Source organism: Kitasatospora sp. NPDC051705, assembly GCF_044453265.1.
Classification (GTDB): domain Bacteria; phylum Actinomycetota; class Actinomycetes; order Streptomycetales; family Streptomycetaceae; genus Kitasatospora.
Genome location: NZ_JBITCO010000030.1, coordinates 56,548 through 71,786, shown reverse-complemented (window position 1 = coordinate 71,786; position 15,239 = coordinate 56,548). Strand labels below are relative to the sequence as shown.

The 15,239-nt window shown below is 71.3% G+C and carries 13 protein-coding genes and 1 tRNA gene; 2 read left to right on the top strand and 12 right to left on the bottom strand.

The genetic code is table 11. The features are described 5' to 3' along the window. Positions 1 to 64: 64 nt before the first annotated feature. The 7 genes from ACIA8Q_RS28765 to ACIA8Q_RS28735 all read right to left on the bottom strand — a co-directional run bounded on the left by ACIA8Q_RS28765 (position 65) and on the right by ACIA8Q_RS28735 (position 8,222). Positions 65 to 997, bottom strand: coding sequence for an AraC family transcriptional regulator (locus tag ACIA8Q_RS28765; RefSeq protein WP_360212448.1), 933 nt, complete (start codon positions 995 to 997; stop codon positions 65 to 67). Between the two features lie 18 nt (positions 998 to 1,015). Further along, complete coding sequence (locus tag ACIA8Q_RS28760) at positions 1,016 to 1,942, bottom strand: NADP-dependent oxidoreductase (protein WP_360212446.1); 927 nt, start codon at positions 1,940 to 1,942, stop codon at positions 1,016 to 1,018. A 156-nt stretch (positions 1,943 to 2,098) separates the two neighbouring features. Then, complete coding sequence (locus ACIA8Q_RS28755; RefSeq protein WP_360212444.1) at positions 2,099 to 2,668, bottom strand: Uma2 family endonuclease; 570 nt, start codon at positions 2,666 to 2,668, stop codon at positions 2,099 to 2,101. 88 nt (positions 2,669 to 2,756) lie between these two features. Continuing rightward, positions 2,757 to 4,589 (bottom strand): 5'-nucleotidase C-terminal domain-containing protein, encoded by a 1,833-nt coding sequence (locus tag ACIA8Q_RS28750; RefSeq protein WP_360212442.1) that lies wholly within the window; start codon positions 4,587 to 4,589, stop codon positions 2,757 to 2,759. 303 nt (positions 4,590 to 4,892) lie between these two features. Continuing rightward, the gene (locus tag ACIA8Q_RS28745) at positions 4,893 to 5,504 is read right to left on the bottom strand and encodes a hypothetical protein (protein WP_396317931.1); all 612 of its coding nucleotides are present in this window, start codon (positions 5,502 to 5,504) and stop codon (positions 4,893 to 4,895) included. Then, a complete protein-coding gene (locus ACIA8Q_RS28740) occupies positions 5,491 to 7,134 on the bottom strand; it encodes a VWA domain-containing protein (protein WP_396317930.1) in 1,644 nt (547 codons plus the stop codon). The genes ACIA8Q_RS28745 and ACIA8Q_RS28740 overlap by 14 nt, the downstream gene beginning before the upstream one ends. Before the next feature lie 8 nt (positions 7,135 to 7,142). Continuing rightward, positions 7,143 to 8,222 (bottom strand): hypothetical protein, encoded by a 1,080-nt coding sequence (locus ACIA8Q_RS28735; RefSeq protein ID WP_396317929.1) that lies wholly within the window; start codon positions 8,220 to 8,222, stop codon positions 7,143 to 7,145. 280 nt (positions 8,223 to 8,502) lie between these two features. Between ACIA8Q_RS28735 and pyk the strand changes: the two genes are divergently transcribed. Further along, positions 8,503 to 9,933, top strand: coding sequence for a pyruvate kinase (gene pyk / locus ACIA8Q_RS28730; RefSeq protein ID WP_360212435.1), 1,431 nt, complete (start codon positions 8,503 to 8,505; stop codon positions 9,931 to 9,933). Between the two features lie 44 nt (positions 9,934 to 9,977). On the opposite strand, the gene ACIA8Q_RS28725 is transcribed toward pyk, so the two are convergent. Continuing rightward, the gene (locus ACIA8Q_RS28725; RefSeq protein ID WP_396317936.1) at positions 9,978 to 10,772 is read right to left on the bottom strand and encodes a helix-turn-helix domain-containing protein; all 795 of its coding nucleotides are present in this window, start codon (positions 10,770 to 10,772) and stop codon (positions 9,978 to 9,980) included. 94 nt (positions 10,773 to 10,866) lie between these two features. Beyond that, a tRNA-Leu gene (locus ACIA8Q_RS28720) sits at positions 10,867 to 10,952 on the bottom strand. Positions 10,953 to 11,044: 92 nt separating this feature from the next. Between ACIA8Q_RS28720 and ACIA8Q_RS28715 the strand changes: the two genes are divergently transcribed. Beyond that, on the top strand, positions 11,045 to 11,701 hold the full coding sequence (locus ACIA8Q_RS28715) for a response regulator (RefSeq protein ID WP_360212431.1): 657 nt from the start codon (positions 11,045 to 11,047) through the stop codon (positions 11,699 to 11,701). 77 nt (positions 11,702 to 11,778) lie between these two features. Here the strand turns inward: ACIA8Q_RS28715 and ACIA8Q_RS28710 are convergent, their stop codons facing one another. From ACIA8Q_RS28710 to ACIA8Q_RS28700, 3 genes are read right to left on the bottom strand one after another with little or no spacing between them, the layout of a single operon-like run. Further along, positions 11,779 to 12,495 carry an ABC transporter ATP-binding protein gene (locus tag ACIA8Q_RS28710; RefSeq protein WP_360212429.1) on the bottom strand — a complete coding sequence of 239 codons (717 nt, stop codon included), beginning with the start codon at positions 12,493 to 12,495 and terminating at the stop codon, positions 11,779 to 11,781. Beyond that, on the bottom strand, positions 12,492 to 13,298 hold the full coding sequence (locus tag ACIA8Q_RS28705; RefSeq protein ID WP_360212496.1) for an ABC transporter ATP-binding protein: 807 nt from the start codon (positions 13,296 to 13,298) through the stop codon (positions 12,492 to 12,494). The genes ACIA8Q_RS28710 and ACIA8Q_RS28705 overlap by 4 nt, the downstream gene beginning before the upstream one ends. Before the next feature lie 8 nt (positions 13,299 to 13,306). Beyond that, positions 13,307 to 15,238 (bottom strand): branched-chain amino acid ABC transporter permease, encoded by a 1,932-nt coding sequence (locus ACIA8Q_RS28700; RefSeq protein ID WP_360212494.1) that lies wholly within the window; start codon positions 15,236 to 15,238, stop codon positions 13,307 to 13,309. Position 15,239: the final 1 nt, after the last annotated feature.

Here is a 15,239-nt window from a genome sequence, read left to right as displayed (position 1 = left end):
GGTCCGGCAGTGGCCCGGGGTGGGTCGGGTCCGGGCCCGCAGCGGCCCGGGGTGCGGGTGGGGGTCAGGCGGCGCGGGCCTCCCGGCGGAAGCCGCCGGGCGCCTGGCCGAACTCCCGCTTGAACGCCTTCGCGAAGGCGTACTCCGAGCCGTACCCCGTCTGCGCCGCCACCGCCGTCAGCGGCGCCTCCGACTCGCGCAGCAGCCGGGCCGCCGTGGTCATCCGCCAGCGGGTCAGGTAGGCCATCGGCGGCTCGCCCACCATCGAGGTGAACCGGCGGGCGAACGCCGCCCGGGACAGCCCCGACCGGTCCGCCAGCGACTCCACCGTCCACGGCGAGGCCGGCGCCTCGTGGATCGCCGCCAGCGCCGGGGCCACCCCGGAGTCCCCGAGCGCGGCCGCCCAGCCCGCCGCCGACGCCGCCGGCTGGTCCTCGAACCAGGCCCGCAGGATGTAGAGCAGCAGCGAGTCGATCAGGGCCGGGACGATCCCCGCCGAGCCGATCCGCGGGTTCTCCAGCTCCGCGCCCAACAGCTCCACGGCGGCGGCGAGTTCGGGGTGCCGGCCGTGCCGGGTCGGCAGGTGGATCAGCGCGGGCAGCTGGCGGACCATGGGGTGCGGGCGGCCCTGGTCCAGGTGGTAGTTGCCGCACAGCAGGCTGGTGCGGGCACCGTCGCCGCCCAGGGTCACCGTGCCGATCGGCGCGCTGTCGTCCGCCGGGGCGGACTCGGCGCGCATCGGCGGGGTGTCCGGGTGGTCGGCGAGGACGTGGCCGCGGCCGTCCCGCAGGAACACCACGTCGCCCGGGCTGAGCGCCACCGGCGCGCCGCCGTCCGGGCCCAGGGGGAGCAGCCAGCACGTCCCGTACAGCACCACGTGGAACCCGGCGCCGGCCACCGGCGGCAGCCGCAGGGCCCACGGCGCGCGGCCCTCGGTGCGGACGGAGGCGGGGTGCGCCGTCCGCATCGAGCCCAGTGCCTCGGTCAGGATGTCCAACGCCCGCCCCCTGCGATCTCACTCAACGGTCAGCACGACCTTGCCCTGGACCGTACCCGACGCCACCAGCTCGTGCGCCCGGCCGGCCTCCTCCAGCGGGAAGGTCGCGGCCACGTGCGGGCGGATCCGGCCCTCCTCGACGAGGGCGGCGATCGCCTCCAACGAGGCGTAGTCCGGCTCCACCGAGACGCCCGCGAAGCGCCGCCCGGCGGCCTCGATCGCCGCGGCGAGCTCGGTGTTCCAGTGCTCCATGATGCTCACCAGCACCCCGCCGGGCTTCAGCACCTCCAGGGCGCGGACGTTCTCGGAGGAGGAGTCGAAGACCACGTCGACGTCCGAGACCAGCGCGGTGTAGTCGGCGGTCCGGTAGTCGATCACCTCGTCCGCGCCCAGCTCCCGGAGGAAGCCGTGCTTGGGCTCGCTCGCCAGCGCGATCACGTACGCCCCGCGGGCCTTGGCGATCTGCACGGCGAAGTGGCCGACACCGCCGGCCGCCCGGTGGATCAGCACCCGCGTGCCCGGGCCGACCCCGGCCGCGTCCACCAGGCCCTGCCAGGCGGTCAGCGCCGCCAGCGGCAGCGCCGCCGCCGACACGTGGTCCAGGCCCGCCGGCTTGCGGGCCACCTGGCGCGACGGCACCGCCACGTACTCGGCGTAGCCGGTCGCGGCCCGGGGGAAGAACGGCATCCCGAACACCTCGTCGCCGACCCGGAACCGGGCGCCGGCCCCGGCCTCCTCGACCACCCCGGAGACGTCCCAGCCCACCCCGAACGGCGGCTCGCCCAGCATCGGCAGCAGACCCGAACGCACCGCCACGTCCACCGGGTTCACCCCGCTGGCGCGCACCCGCACCAGCACCTCGCCGGACCGCGGCGTCGGCCGCTCCACCTCGGCCACCTCCAGGACCTCCGGACCGCCGAACGCCTTCTGCACCACCGCACGCATCGAACTCTCCCTACCGGTCATCACCGGCCCCCCGTGGGGCCGTTCTCGATGTCCCCAACGATAGGAAGATCGAACGAGCCGATGAATATCCTCCAGTCTCCGGAAGATGTCCGATCGTCTCGCCGGATGTTCGCTCCGGTGCCATCGGCGCAGCGGTCAGTCGGGATACCGGAGCAAGGCATCGGTCGCCAGCTCGAAACCGAACGGCTCCGGGATCGGCACCAGGTCGCCGAACTTCCCGGTCCACTGCTGGTGGTAGACGCCACCGGAGGGATCCGAGTAGAGCATGATCTCGCCGACGCGCGGGTCGATCACCAGGTACAGCGGGATGTCCATCAACGGGTAGTCGCGGACCTTGCCGACCAGGTCGTTCTCCGGGTTCGAGGGCGAGACGATCTCCACCGCGATCGCGGTCTGCTCGGCAGGCACCTTCGTCCCGCCCGATTCGAGGACGGAGAGGGGGATGTAGGTCAGGTCGGGGTTGCGCAGCTTGCCGACGTTCGGTGACGCGAGGTCGGTGTTCTCGCTCGGCATCATGTCGGCCGGTTCGTGCGCCTCGAACTGCTTGCGGACGAGCAGGAGGTTGCGCTGGTGGATCACCGACGGGCCGGCCATCATGATGATCTCGTCGCCGGAGATCTCGATCTTCCACCCGGCCGGAGGCGTCAGGCTCTGCGCGTACGCCAGCAACCGGGCGTGGCGCTCTGCGATCTGCGACTCGCTCATGGCGCCATTCTTCCACCGTGAACGGACACGAAGGCCGCCGGCGCGGGACGAGCGAGTCCCGCGCCGACGGCCTTCGTGGATCGTGCTACTAGAACACCGGCTGGCCGGCGCGGACCAGGCGCCAGGAGTTCGTGAAGAAGTCCGCCGGGTCGATGACGCCCTTGGCCTTCACCCAGGCGATCATCGTGTTGCGGATCTCGTCGGAGTTCGACCAGACCAGCTTCGCCTTCGCCACGTGCGGGAAGTTGCCGCCGCCGTTGGCGCGGTAGTTGTTGACCGCCAGGACGAACTCGGCGGCCGGGTCGATCGGCTTGCCCTGGAACGACAGGTTGACGATCCGCTGGCCCTTCGGCTGCGCGACGTCGATGTCGTAGCTCAGCCCGTAGACCGAGTCGTAGTTGTAGTCCGGCGTGGCCTCCGCGCCGGTCAGCGCGTCCTTGTCGACCGGAGCGCCCGGGGCGAGCTGGTTGTAGTACTTCGCCGAGAACTCCAGGTAGTCCTTCAGCTGCGCACCCGTCAGGACGCGTGCCTCCAGGGTGTTCTCGTAGATGTACAGGCCGGCCGCGTCGCGCAGCTTGACCTGGCCCGCCGGGATCACCGCGGTCCGGTTGAACGGCGCCGCCTGCGCCAGCACCGGCAGGCCGGCGTACTGCCCGCCCGCCAGCGCCGCCTTCACCGCGTCCGCCTGCACCCGGCCGATCAGGTCGATGATCGGGGTCGCCCGGAACCGCGACTCGGCGATGGACAGCTCCGTCTTGCAGGTGCCGATCTGCTGGTTGACGTACGCCACGACCTTCTTGTGCTGCTCGGTGAGCGCGTTGACGATCTCCGGGTCCTCCGGCACGGTGTTGGAGTTCAGCACCCGCGAGGAGACCGAGAGGACCTTCCACGCGCCGTCCGCGAACTCGACCTCGAAGTCGAAGCAGCTCAGCCGCTGGCCCCAGCACAGCGGCTCGGAGAGGACCACGGTCCTGCCGGTCTTCTTGTTGACGATCAGCCGCTGCGCCACCTCCTTGTGGGTGTGGCCCACCAGCACCGCGTCGATGTCGGCGACCGTCTCCGCCATCTCGCCGGAGGCGTCCTCGGGCCAGGGCAGCTGGTCGCCGTAGGTGGTCGCCTCGTCGATGCCGGAGTGCGCCGAGACGACGATCACGTCCGCGCCGGCCGCCTTCATCCGCGGCACGTACTTGGCCGCGGTCTCGACGATGCCCGGGAAGACCATCTGGCCGGAGACGTTGGCCTTGTCCCAGATCGCGATGCCCGGGTTGGTGAGGCCGAGGATGCCGACCTTCAGCGACCGGCCCTCGCCCAGGTGCAGCTCCTTGATGACGTACGGCTTGAAGGCCGGCTTCTCGTTCTTCGCGTGCAGCGCGTTGGCGCCCAGCAGCGGGAACTCCAGCTGGTCCTCGAAGGCCTTCACGGTGGGGATGCCGTAGTTGAACTCGTGGTTGCCGAGCGCGGCGGCGTCGTAGCCCATGAGGTTCATGGCGACGGCCATCGGGTGGTCGGGCACGTTGTCGCCGTCGGTGGCGATCGGCTCGATCCGGGCGTAGTAGTACGTCAGCTGGGTGCCCTGGATGATGTCACCGGAGTCGATCAGCAGGCAGCGGTCCCAGCCCTTCTCCTCGCGGACCTGGTTGGCCAGGGTGGAGATCTTGGCGAGGCCGACCTCGTTGTGCGCCTTGTCGGCGTAGACGGCGTCGGTGAAGTAGTCCCAGTTGAGCACCCGGCCGTGCAGGTCGGTGGTGCCCATGACGGTGAAGGCCTGCTTGCGGCTCTTGCGCTTGCCCTTGGCGGCCGCCGTGTCCGGCTCGGCGGCCGCGGCGGCGGGGGCGGCGGCGAGGGAGGCTCCACCGACCAGGGCGGCGCCGGCGGCGGTGGCGGCGGACCGGGTGACGAAGTCACGGCGGTTCAGGGGCATGGACGACTCTCCCGGGTGGGAACTGACGGCCGGATGGACCGTCAACTGGCGTGCTGAGGATGTGCGGATGGCGTCCGCGAGTGCATTGACGCGCGTAGAGGGACGCGCGTAGAAGTGTGCCGTGCGGGCCCCGGCGATGGATAGCCCTCCGACGTTTCCAACAGGTGAGATCTTGGCGACTCGTTCGTGACGGCGGTGGGCGGGGGGTGAGGTGGTAAGGGCGGTCACCGGAACGCCCCCCGACGCCCCCCGATGCCCCCCGCCCCCCGACGCCCCCTCAGCCCAGCTCGTCGGCCCGGCTCGTCAGCCCAGCTCGGAGGAGAGCCGCCGCACCTCGCGGCCCAGCTCCGCCTCCGGATCCGACCCGTCCGCCCCCGCCCACGGCCGCCAGGCCAGCGCCCGCAGGTAGCCCGCCACCGCCACCGGCAGCCCGAACCGGACGATCCCGTCCGCCACCGGCCCCGGCCCCGCCGACCGCAGCGCCTCCAGCAGCCGGTCCACCCCCGCCGAGGCCGGCACCACCACCGTGTCCAGGTACGCCGCCAACGCCACCAGCTCCGGATCCGGCACCGCGGCCGCGACCGGAGCCGGGACCGATCCGGCGCCGGAGGCCGACACCGCCCCGGAACCCTCCGCCGGCTCCGCGGGCGCCGGCCGCGGCCGCGGCGCCGAGCCCGTCGGCATCGGCGGCACCTTCGGCACCGGAGGCACCGGCGGCACCACCACCCGCCGCGCCCCCGGCGTCAACAGCGCACCCGCCCCGTACAGCCCCGCCACCACCCCCGGCCACCACACCCCGCCCAGCCCCGCGAAGTGCAGCCCCAGCCCCACCGCGCCCGCCCCGCAGCCGACCAGGTTCCGGGTCGACTCCAGGTACGCCAGCGCCCGGCGGAGGAACCCGTCACTGGTAGCCACGGATCTCCTCGAACACCCCGTCCAGCGACCCCGACCCGTCGAACAGCTTCCCACCGCTCACGTCCGCGATCCCCTGCAACTGGCCCACCGCCGCCTCCCCGAACCTGATCGGGAACACCGGGATCGCCCGCTGCGCCGGCGACAGCCCCGCGTGGAAGCGCTGGAAGTCGTCCGCCGTCGCCCCCTCGTTGCTCTCCCCGTCCGTCATCAGCACGATCGACGTGAACCGGTCGTCCCCCGCCGCCGACTGCTGCCGCGCGATCACCCGGTACGCCTCCTCCAACGAGGCGTACAGCGCCGTACCCCCCGACGCCGACAACGACTGCACGTCCGCGTCGATCGCCGCCAGCTCCGCCTGCGGACCGGGCTGGCTCCCCGACGCCGGCACCGCGTGCGTCCGCGCCCACTTCACGGTCGACGCGAACGACAGCAGCGTCACCTCCTCGCGGTCCCGGAACCGGCGCACCCCCCGCGTGTCGTCCGCCCCCGTCAACCGGCTCAGCGCCGCCTTCAGCGACGCGATCCGCGGACCCTCCATCGAACCCGAGGTGTCCAGCACGTACACCGTCCGCGACGGCCGCCGCAGCTCGTTCTGGTACGAGGCCAACAGCCCGTCCGCCACCGCCCGGCTCCCCGGGAACGGCAGCTCCCGCCGCCGGTCCGACGGCAGACCCGCGGCCGGCGCCACCCCCGGCGCCACCGGACGGCGCAGCGTCACCTCGGAGATCCGCTTCTGCACGTCCTCCTTCAGCAGGTACGCCGTCAGCCGCTGGAACGAGTCGCGCTCCCGCTGCGCCGACGAGGACAGCAACGACAGCGGGTAGTCCGCCGACACCACCCCGTCCACCGGCCGGACCACCGTCAGCTGCTGCTCCTTCGGCAGCGACCGGTTCACCGACAACAGCACCGACTCGTAGTTCACCAGCGCCCCCACCTTCCCCGGCTCCGCCCGGGAGTAGGCCTGCGCCAACCACCCCGAGGACCCCGACGTCAGCTTCTGCCCGGCGAAGAACCGCTTCAGCTGCGGCGTGGCCTTCTGCACGTCCGCCTCGCTCAGCGCCGACCCGGCGCCGGAGAACGCCGCCGCCACCGCCACCAGCGTCGAGAAGCCCGAGTTCGACCGGGTCGGGTCCGACATCCCGTACGACAGCTGGCCCGCCGCCGCCGCGTCCCCCACCTGCGCCCAGGAGACCTTCGACCCGTCCCCCCAACCGAGCTCGTCCAGGACCGACGACCGCACCCCCACCGCCACCGGCGACACCATCACCGGCGTCTCCGACAGCACCTTCGACTTCCCGGCGTCGTCCAGCCGCAGGTACTGGTTCGACGGGAACCACACCGCGTCGTACTTGCCGTCCGCCCGGCCCGAGGACACCGCGTCCGCACCGTCCAGCGAACCCGTCCAGGAGAACTGGACCGTCACCCCGGTCGCCTTCCGCGCCTCCTCCAGCACCGGCGCCAGATCCTGCAGCTCACTGCCGGCCAGCACCCGCAGCACCCCCGGCTGCGCCGTCGCCGCCGGCGGATCGGACGGCTTCGGAGCCGGCGGACGCTCCCCGCCCGAGGACGTGCAGGCGGTGGCCGCCAACAGGGCCGCCACCGCGGCCGCCAACCAACTGCGCCTGTGCATACGGAAGTTCACTGGGCCTTCCCCTTGGCAGCCTTGATCAGCCTGGTCAGGACATCGGGCACCGGCACCGGCGGCTGATTCACCTTCGCCGCCGCCAGGTTCGGCGCCAGCGCCGGGCTCTTGCCCTTCACCAGCGCCGCGAAGGCATCCGGATCGTCCTGCGGACGGAACCCGTACTGCGCCTCCAGGCGGCGCAGCTCGGCGTTGTCGTGCAACTGCGCGGCCAGCTTCCGGCCCGCCGCGGTGCGGCCGACGATCGTGTGGTCGGTGTAGATCGTGGTGTCCGGGTACAGCACCACCATGTCCCCGGTCTGCTCGCCCTTGAGCACCATCGCGGCCGCCTGGGACTCGTAGGCCAGCACCAGCGGGCTCCCCACCCCCGCCAGGAAGGCCTTGAACGGCTCGTCGCTGCTGCTCTTCTGCCCGCCCTGGACGGCCGTGGCCGTCCGCAGCAGGTCCTTCGTCGCGTCGATGCCCGACTGGTCGAACACCACCTGGCGGTTGTTCGCCAGGTACGACAACAGGGCGATGTGCAGCGCCCCCGACGAGGAGGACTCCGGGTCCGTCGTGGTCAGGAACACCGGACCGCGCAGCTCGGCGTGCTCCGCCGAGCCCTTCAGGTCCGACCAGGTGCGGCCCGCCTTCAGCGCGGCCACGTAGGCGTCCATCCGGAACGTCCACAGCCCCGTCGCCTGGTCCAGCGTCGCCAGGTCGTTCTGCTTCAGCACGTCCGCCACCGGGCGGTGCGCGAGGATCACCAGCGGCGAGTAGAACGGCTGGACCGGCACCTCCTTGATCCCCCACTCCTGGCGGAGCTTGTCCGCCGGCGGCTGGCTCGCCGGGAACGCGAAGTCCTTCACGTCACCGTCCATCAACCAGGACCCGATGCTCTCCGCGTTCACCTTCAGACCCTGCCTGGCCAACTCGTCGACCACCCGCTGGTCCTGGAAGAAGTCGCGCTTCTCCGAGCCGATCAGACCGGACACGGTGACCGGATCCCCGCCGCCCGGATCGTCCCCCGGAACCAGCGCGTACGTCACCCCGCCCAGCAGGACCAGCGCCGCCAGCACCCCCACCGCACGTCTCATACCGAACGCTCTCCTCGTCCGCCCCGCCGACCGGGTGGACACCCGGGGGTGACGAGCGTCCCGCCGGGCGGGGAGCGGCGGCCGAAGCCACGGTGAACCGGGAGTGAACACCCCTTCACGGAATCGCATCGGCACGCCCCGCGGCCGGAGCGCCCCCGACGGCCCCTCGCACACCGGTCCGAGGGCGTGTCAGATTGTTCAACTCTCCTTACCGCAAAGGTCATCCCGCGGTTCGGACCCGCCTCGTGGTTACGCGCCGGTAATGCCTAGTCTCAGCACTATGCGCCGAGCAAAAATCGTCTGCACCCTCGGGCCGGCCACCGACTCGTACGACCAGATCAAAACCCTGGTCGACGCCGGAATGGACATCGCCCGCCTCAACCTCAGCCACGGCTCCCACGTCGAACACGAGGAGCGCTACCGCCGCGTCCGCAAAGCCGCCGACGAGACCGGCCGCAGCGTCGGCGTCCTCGTCGACCTTCAAGGCCCGAAGATCCGGCTCGACACCTTCGCCCACGGCCCCGTACTTCTCGAACGCGGCGACGAGTTCACGATCTCCACCGACAACGGCGTCGTCGGGGACAAGGACATCTGCGGCACCACCTACCCCGGCCTCGCTGAGGACGTCACCCCCGGCGAACTCATCCTCGTCGACGACGGCCGCGTCACCCTCGAAGTCGCCGAGGTCGACGGACCCCGCGTCCGCTGCCTCGTCCTCGAAGGCGGCCTCGTCTCCGACCACAAGGGCCTCAACCTCCCCGGCGTCGCCGTCTCCGTCCCCGCGCTCAGCGACAAGGACGTCGCCGACCTGCGGTGGGCGCTGCGCACCGGCGCGGACCTCGTCGCGCTGTCCTTCGTCCGCAGCGGACGCGACATCGAGGACGTCCACCGGATCATGGCCGAGGAGGGGCGTCACGTCCCCGTCATCGCCAAGATCGAGAAGCCGCAGGCCGTGGAGAACCTCGAATCCATCGTCGACGCCTTCGACGGCATCATGGTGGCCCGCGGCGACCTGGGCGTGGAGATGCCCCTCGAACAGGTCCCGCTCGTCCAGAAGCGCGCCGTCAAGCTCGCCAGGCGCAACGCCAAGCCGGTCATCGTCGCCACCCAGATGCTCGACTCGATGATCAACGCCTCCCGCCCCACCCGCGCCGAGGCCTCTGACGTCGCCAACGCCGTCCTCGACGGCACCGACGCGGTGATGCTCTCCGGCGAGACCTCCGTCGGCAAGTACCCCGTCGAGACCGTCCGGACCATGGGCCGCATCATCGAGGCCGCCGAGAACGACGTCCTCGCCGAGGGCCTCCCCCCGCTCACCGCCGGCAACAAGCCCCGCACCCAGGGCGGCGCCGTCGCCCGGGCCGCCGCCGAGATCGGCGACTTCCTGCACGCCAAGTACCTCATCGCGTTCACCCAGTCCGGCGACACCGCCCGCCGCCTCACCCGCTACCGCTCGCCCATCCCCGTCCTCGCCTTCACCTACGAACCCGCCGTCCGCAGCCAACTCGCCCTCACCTGGGGCGTCGAGACCTTCCTCGGCCCCTTCGCCCCGACGACCGACCAGATGGTCGAACAGGTCGACGCCGCGCTGCTCTCACTGGGGCGGTGCCAGAAGGGCGACATCGTCGTCATCACCGCCGGCTCCCCGCCCGGCCTCGCCGGCTCCACCAACCTCGTCCGCGTCCACCACGTCGGGGCCCTGGACAACTGACCGGCACCGGCCACCGACGGCGGCGCGGCACGCCCGTGCCGCCGTCAGTGCTTGGGGCCGATGTGGGCGTCCATGAGGGCCACGGAGGCCTTGCGGGCGACGGAGATGTTGATCTGGCCGGTGGAGCGGGGGACCGAGGCCTTCCATTCGACGCCGACGGCGTCGAGGGTGGCGGTGAAGAGGCCGATGATGTCGGTCGAGGTGTTGGCGAAGAAGTACCGCGGGTACTCGTGGCGGCGGACGACGCCGTTGACGGTACGGGTCGCCCAGTTGGTGATCCTGCAGCCGTCCGAGTGGATCAGGCCGCGGAGGAACTCCCAGGGGTGGGCGTCGACGATCTCCTGCTGCCACGGTTCCAGGGCTATGGTGCGCTGGTGCTTCTTGCCGGGGCCGTGCTGGGGGAAGTGGCAGGTCAGGTGGTTCGAGTAGAGCTTGACGTCATGGCAGCCGGCCCGCCGGACCCGGCAGGGCTTGTTCCTCGGGAAGACCAGACGCAGGGAGGCCTCGACGGAGTCCGTGATGCCGGGCCACTTGTCGTCGCAGCTGATCTGGATGCTCTGAGTCCTGCGGTACTCGTTGGCGGGCAGGATGTGACCGTCCCCGAGGTAGAGGCCCAGGAGGTGGGCGTACGCGGGGAGGTCCAGCTGGTCCCCGTAGCAGTGCGGGCACGTGGAGCGGGCGCGTCCCGGCAGCGCGCCGTGTTTGGCGCGATCCCGGTGCTTCCACCAGGAGACGGTGCCCTGCGGTACGCGGAGACGGCGGGACACCTCGGCATTGGTCACGCCTCGACGGAGAAGGTGTACGGCCTGTTCGCGCACGGATTGGTTTCCCATGCGGATCACCATGGGGTGCTTCGTGCCGGGGGGTGGGCGCCTTTGTGGCGATCCACTAGATCAGGTGAATTTCCTGCAGCCTGGGAATACAAGGAATTTCTGGTGCCGAGTGTGGGATTCGAACCCACACGCCCTTTCGGACAATCGCTTTTGAGGCGATCGTGTCTGCCCTTCCACCAACCCGGCAAGATTGCGCCTGTGAAGGATACCCCGTGAGCGCTGTCGGGCGCAGCTAGGTACCCTCGTGCATGCAGTACCCCGCCGGAACTAGGAGCCCCGTGAGCACCGCCGACGAGCAGGCACAGCCGCTTGAGACCGATACGCCCCAGATCACCCGGATCGTGATCGCCGAGGACGAGGCGCTGATCCGCCTCGACCTCAAGGAGATGCTCGAGGAGGAGGGGTACACCGTCGTCGGCGAGGCCGGGGACGGGGCGACGGCGGTGCGGCTCGTCGAGGAGCTGCAGCCGGACCTCGCGATCTTCGACGTGAAGATGCCGGTGCTGGACGGGCTCTCCGCCGCCGAGCAGATCCACGAGAAGCACCTGGCGCCGGTCCTGATGCTGACGGCGTTCTCGCAGCGGGAGCTGGTGGACCGGGCCCGGGACGCGGGCGCGATGGCGTACATCGTGAAGCCGTTCTCCAAGGCGGACCTGGTGCCGGCGATCGAGATGGCGGTGTCGCGGTACACCGAGATGCGGGCGCTGGAGAAGGAGATCGGCGATCTCACCCAGCGGCTGGAGACCCGGAAGCTGGTGGACCGGGCGAAGGGCGTGCTGCAGACGAAGTTCGGGCTGACCGAGCCGGCCGCGTTCCGCTGGATCCAGAAGACGTCGATGGACCGCCGGATGACGATGGCCGCGGTGGCCGAGGCGGTCATCGAGGAGGGCGAGGCCCAGGACCGCAAGAAGGCGGAGGAGGACGCGTCCGAGTAGGACGCCTCCGAGTGGGTGTGGACAACGGGGAGGGCCCGGCGGATCGTGATCCGCCGGGCCCTTCGCCGTGCCGGGGCTCAGTCCTCGCCGAGGTAGGCCTTGCGGACGGACTCGTCGTGGAGGAGGTCCGCCCCGGTGCCGGAGAGGACGATGCGGCCGGTCTCCATGACGTAGCCGCGGTCGGAGAGGGAGAGCGCGGCCTGGGCGTTCTGCTCGACGAGCAGGATGGTCGTCCCGTCGCCCTTGAGCTCGACGATGGTGGCCATGATCTTCTGCATCATCAGCGGCGACAGGCCCATGGAGGGCTCGTCGAGCATGAGCAGCTTGGGCTGGGACATCAGGGCGCGGCCCATGGCGAGCATCTGCTGCTCGCCGCCGGAGAGGGTGCCGGCGGCCTGGCGGCGGCGTTCGCCGAGGATGGGGAAGAGGGTGTAGGCCCGTTCGACGTCGGCGGCGATGCCGGCGGTGTCGGTCCGCAGGAAGGCCCCGAGGAGGAGGTTCTCCTCGATGGTCATGCGGGGGAAGATGTGCCGCCCCTCGGGGGAGTGGGCGAGCCCGAGGGAGACGATCTTGTGGGCGGGGACGGTGGAGAGGTCCTGGCCGTCGAAGGTGATGCGTCCGGCGGTGGGCTTGAGGAGGCCGGAGAGGGTGCGCAGGGTGGTGGTCTTGCCGGCGCCGTTGGTGCCGATGAGGGTGGTGACCTCGCCCTGGTTCACGGTGAAGCTGATGCCCTTGACGGCTTCGATCTTGCCGTAGGAGACGCGGAGGTCTTCGACCTCGAGGAGCGCGGTCACGGGGTGTCCTCCGGTGCTGCGGTGGTGCCTTCGAGCGGGGCGCCGAGGTAGGCGGTGATGACGCGTTCGTCGTTCTGGACGGTCTCGCGGTCACCCTCGACGATCTTCTGGCCCTGGACGAGCACGGCGGTGCGGTCGCAGAGGTTGAAGATGAAGCGCATGTCGTGCTCGATGACGAGGATGGAGATGCCGCGGTCGCGGATGGCGAAGACGAGTTCCTCGGCGGCGCGGGTCTCCTGGGGGTTCATGCCGGCGGTGGGTTCGTCGAGCAGCAGGAGGCCGGGGTCGGAGGCGAGGGCGCGGGCGATCTCGAGCTTGCGCTGCTCGCCGTAGGGGAGGTTGCGGGCGAGGTGGTCGGCCTTGTCCGCGAGGCCGGTGAAGGCGAGGAGCTCCATGGCCTTCTCGCGGCTCTCGGCTTCGGCCCGGTGGTAGGCGGGGCCGCGCAGGATGGCCGAGAAGATGCCCTCCTTGGTGCGGCTGTGGCGGCCGACGAGCACGTTCTCCAGGACGGTCATGTTGGCGAAGAGCCGGATGTTCTGGAAGGTGCGGGCGATGCCGGCCTGGGTGACGAGGTGGGGCTTGGGCGGCAGGAGGGTGTCGCGGTAGCGGACGGCGCCCTCGGTGGGGACGTAGAGGCCGGTGAGGCAGTTGAAGAAGGTGGTCTTGCCGGCGCCGTTGGGGCCGATGAGGCCGATGATCTCGCCCTCGCGGACGGTGAGGCTGACGTCGTTGACGGCGGTGAGGCCGCCGAAGCGCATGGTGACGCCGGTGACTTCGAGCAGGGGTGCGGCGGTGGTGGTCATCTGGGTGGTCACGCCCCTGCCTTGGTGAGTGCGACGTCGTCGCCGGTGGACTGGGCGGGGATGGCGGCCTCGTGGAACTCCAGTCGGCTGCGGCGGTTGGGGATGAGGCCCTCGGGGCGGACGCGCATGAGGACGATGAGGGCGGCGCCGAAGGCGAGCAGCTGGTAGTCGGAGAGGAACTCCAGCTTCTTGGGGATGAGGAAGAGGAGGGTGGCGCCGGCGAGGGGTCCGCTGATGGTGCCCATGCCGCCGAGGATGACGGCGGCGAGCAGGAAGGCGGAGTTCGGCGGCAGCGCCTCGGCGAAGGTGTACTGGTCCGGGGTGACGGTGTAGCTGACGTGGGCCTGGACGGTGCCGGCGAGGCCGGCGAGGCAGGCGCCGAGGGCGAAGGCGAGGAGCTTGAGGCGGAAGCCGTTGATGCCCATGGCCTCGGCGGCGGTCTCGTCCTCGCGGATGGCGACCCAGGCGCGGCCGATGCGGGAGTTGCCGACCCGGGCGAAGACGAGCACGACCAGGGCGGTGACGAGGAGCATCAGGAGGTAGTAGTTGGAGAAGCGGCCGAGTTCGATGCCGGCGACGGTGTGGGGCTTGCCGAGGTCGAAGCCGAAGATCTCCAGGTCCGGGATGCGGGGGATGCCGTTGGAGCCGTTGGTGATCTTGGGGCCGGTGGTGCCGTTCAGGTTGAGCATGGTGATGCGGAAGATCTCGCCGAACCCGAGGGTGACGATGGCGAGGTAGTCGCCGCGCAGCCGCAGGGTCGGGGCGCCGATGAGGACGCCGAAGACCATGGAGACGGCGGCGCCGGTGAGCATCGCGGCCCAGAACGGGAACTGGACGTGGATGGGCGAGGCGGGGGAGCCGGAGACCAGGGCGGCGGCGTAGGCGCCGACGCCGAGGAAGGCGACGTACCCGAGGTCGAGCAGACCGGCGAGGCCGACGACGATGTTGAGGCCGAGGGCGACGGTGGCGAAGATCAGGATGTTGGTGGCGACCGAGGTGTACTGGTCGCTGGTCTGGGTGAACGGGAAGCTGGCCGCGGCGGCGAAGGCGGCGCCCGTGGTGACCGGCCGGTACTTCACGGTGAGGGCGCGCAGCCGGGCGATCAGGCCGGCCTTGGCGAGGGCGGCGACGACCAGGCCGGCGAGCAGCAGGTAGCCGGTGAAGAGCTCGCCGTACTCGGTGTCGATGCCGAAGGTGATCGCGAAGAGCCCGATGCCGAAGGCGGCGACGATGACCAGGATCTCGACCCAGGAGGGGAGTTGGCGGGCCGCGGGGAGCGGGCGCTCGACGGTGCCCAGGCGCAGCCGGCTGTTGGCGAGGTGTCCGAGCTGGAGGAGCAGGACGGCGCCGGTGGCGATGGCGAGGGCGCCGGCGAGGGCGGTCATCACCGGGGCGACGGGCTTGTCGCCGGGGATGGCGTGGGCGGCGAACCAGCCGACGGGGGCGGCGGGGACGAGCAGGAAGAGGCGCTTGTCCAGGACGCGCAGCGGCACGTGGGTGCGGCGGTCCAGGGGGAGGCCGAGGGCGCCGACGACGGAGAGGATGCCGCCGGCGGCGAGGACCCAGCCGCCGGGTTCGAGGTTGGCGAGGCCGCCGAGTTCGACGGAGATCGCGGTGACGGAGAAGGCGCTGATGGCGAGGGCGCCGGTGGCCGCGTAGAGGACGGCGTTGTTGCTGCCGCTGGGGGCGGCCCAGCGCAGGCCGGGGACGCCCTGGGTGGCGAGGAGCAGGGCGAGGGTGAGCAGTCCTGCGGTGAGGGCGAGCCACTGGAGGCCGGCGGGGGAGCCGGTGTAGGTGAGGTCGCCGGGGAAGTCCGGGGTCCAGGTCCAGGAGAGGGCGGCGGAGGCCGCGGTGGCGAGGGCGCCGAGGCCGGTGAGCGCGGTGGCGGCACGGGCCGGGAGGGGGATGACCGGGGTGGTTTCGGTGCTGGTGGTGGTCATG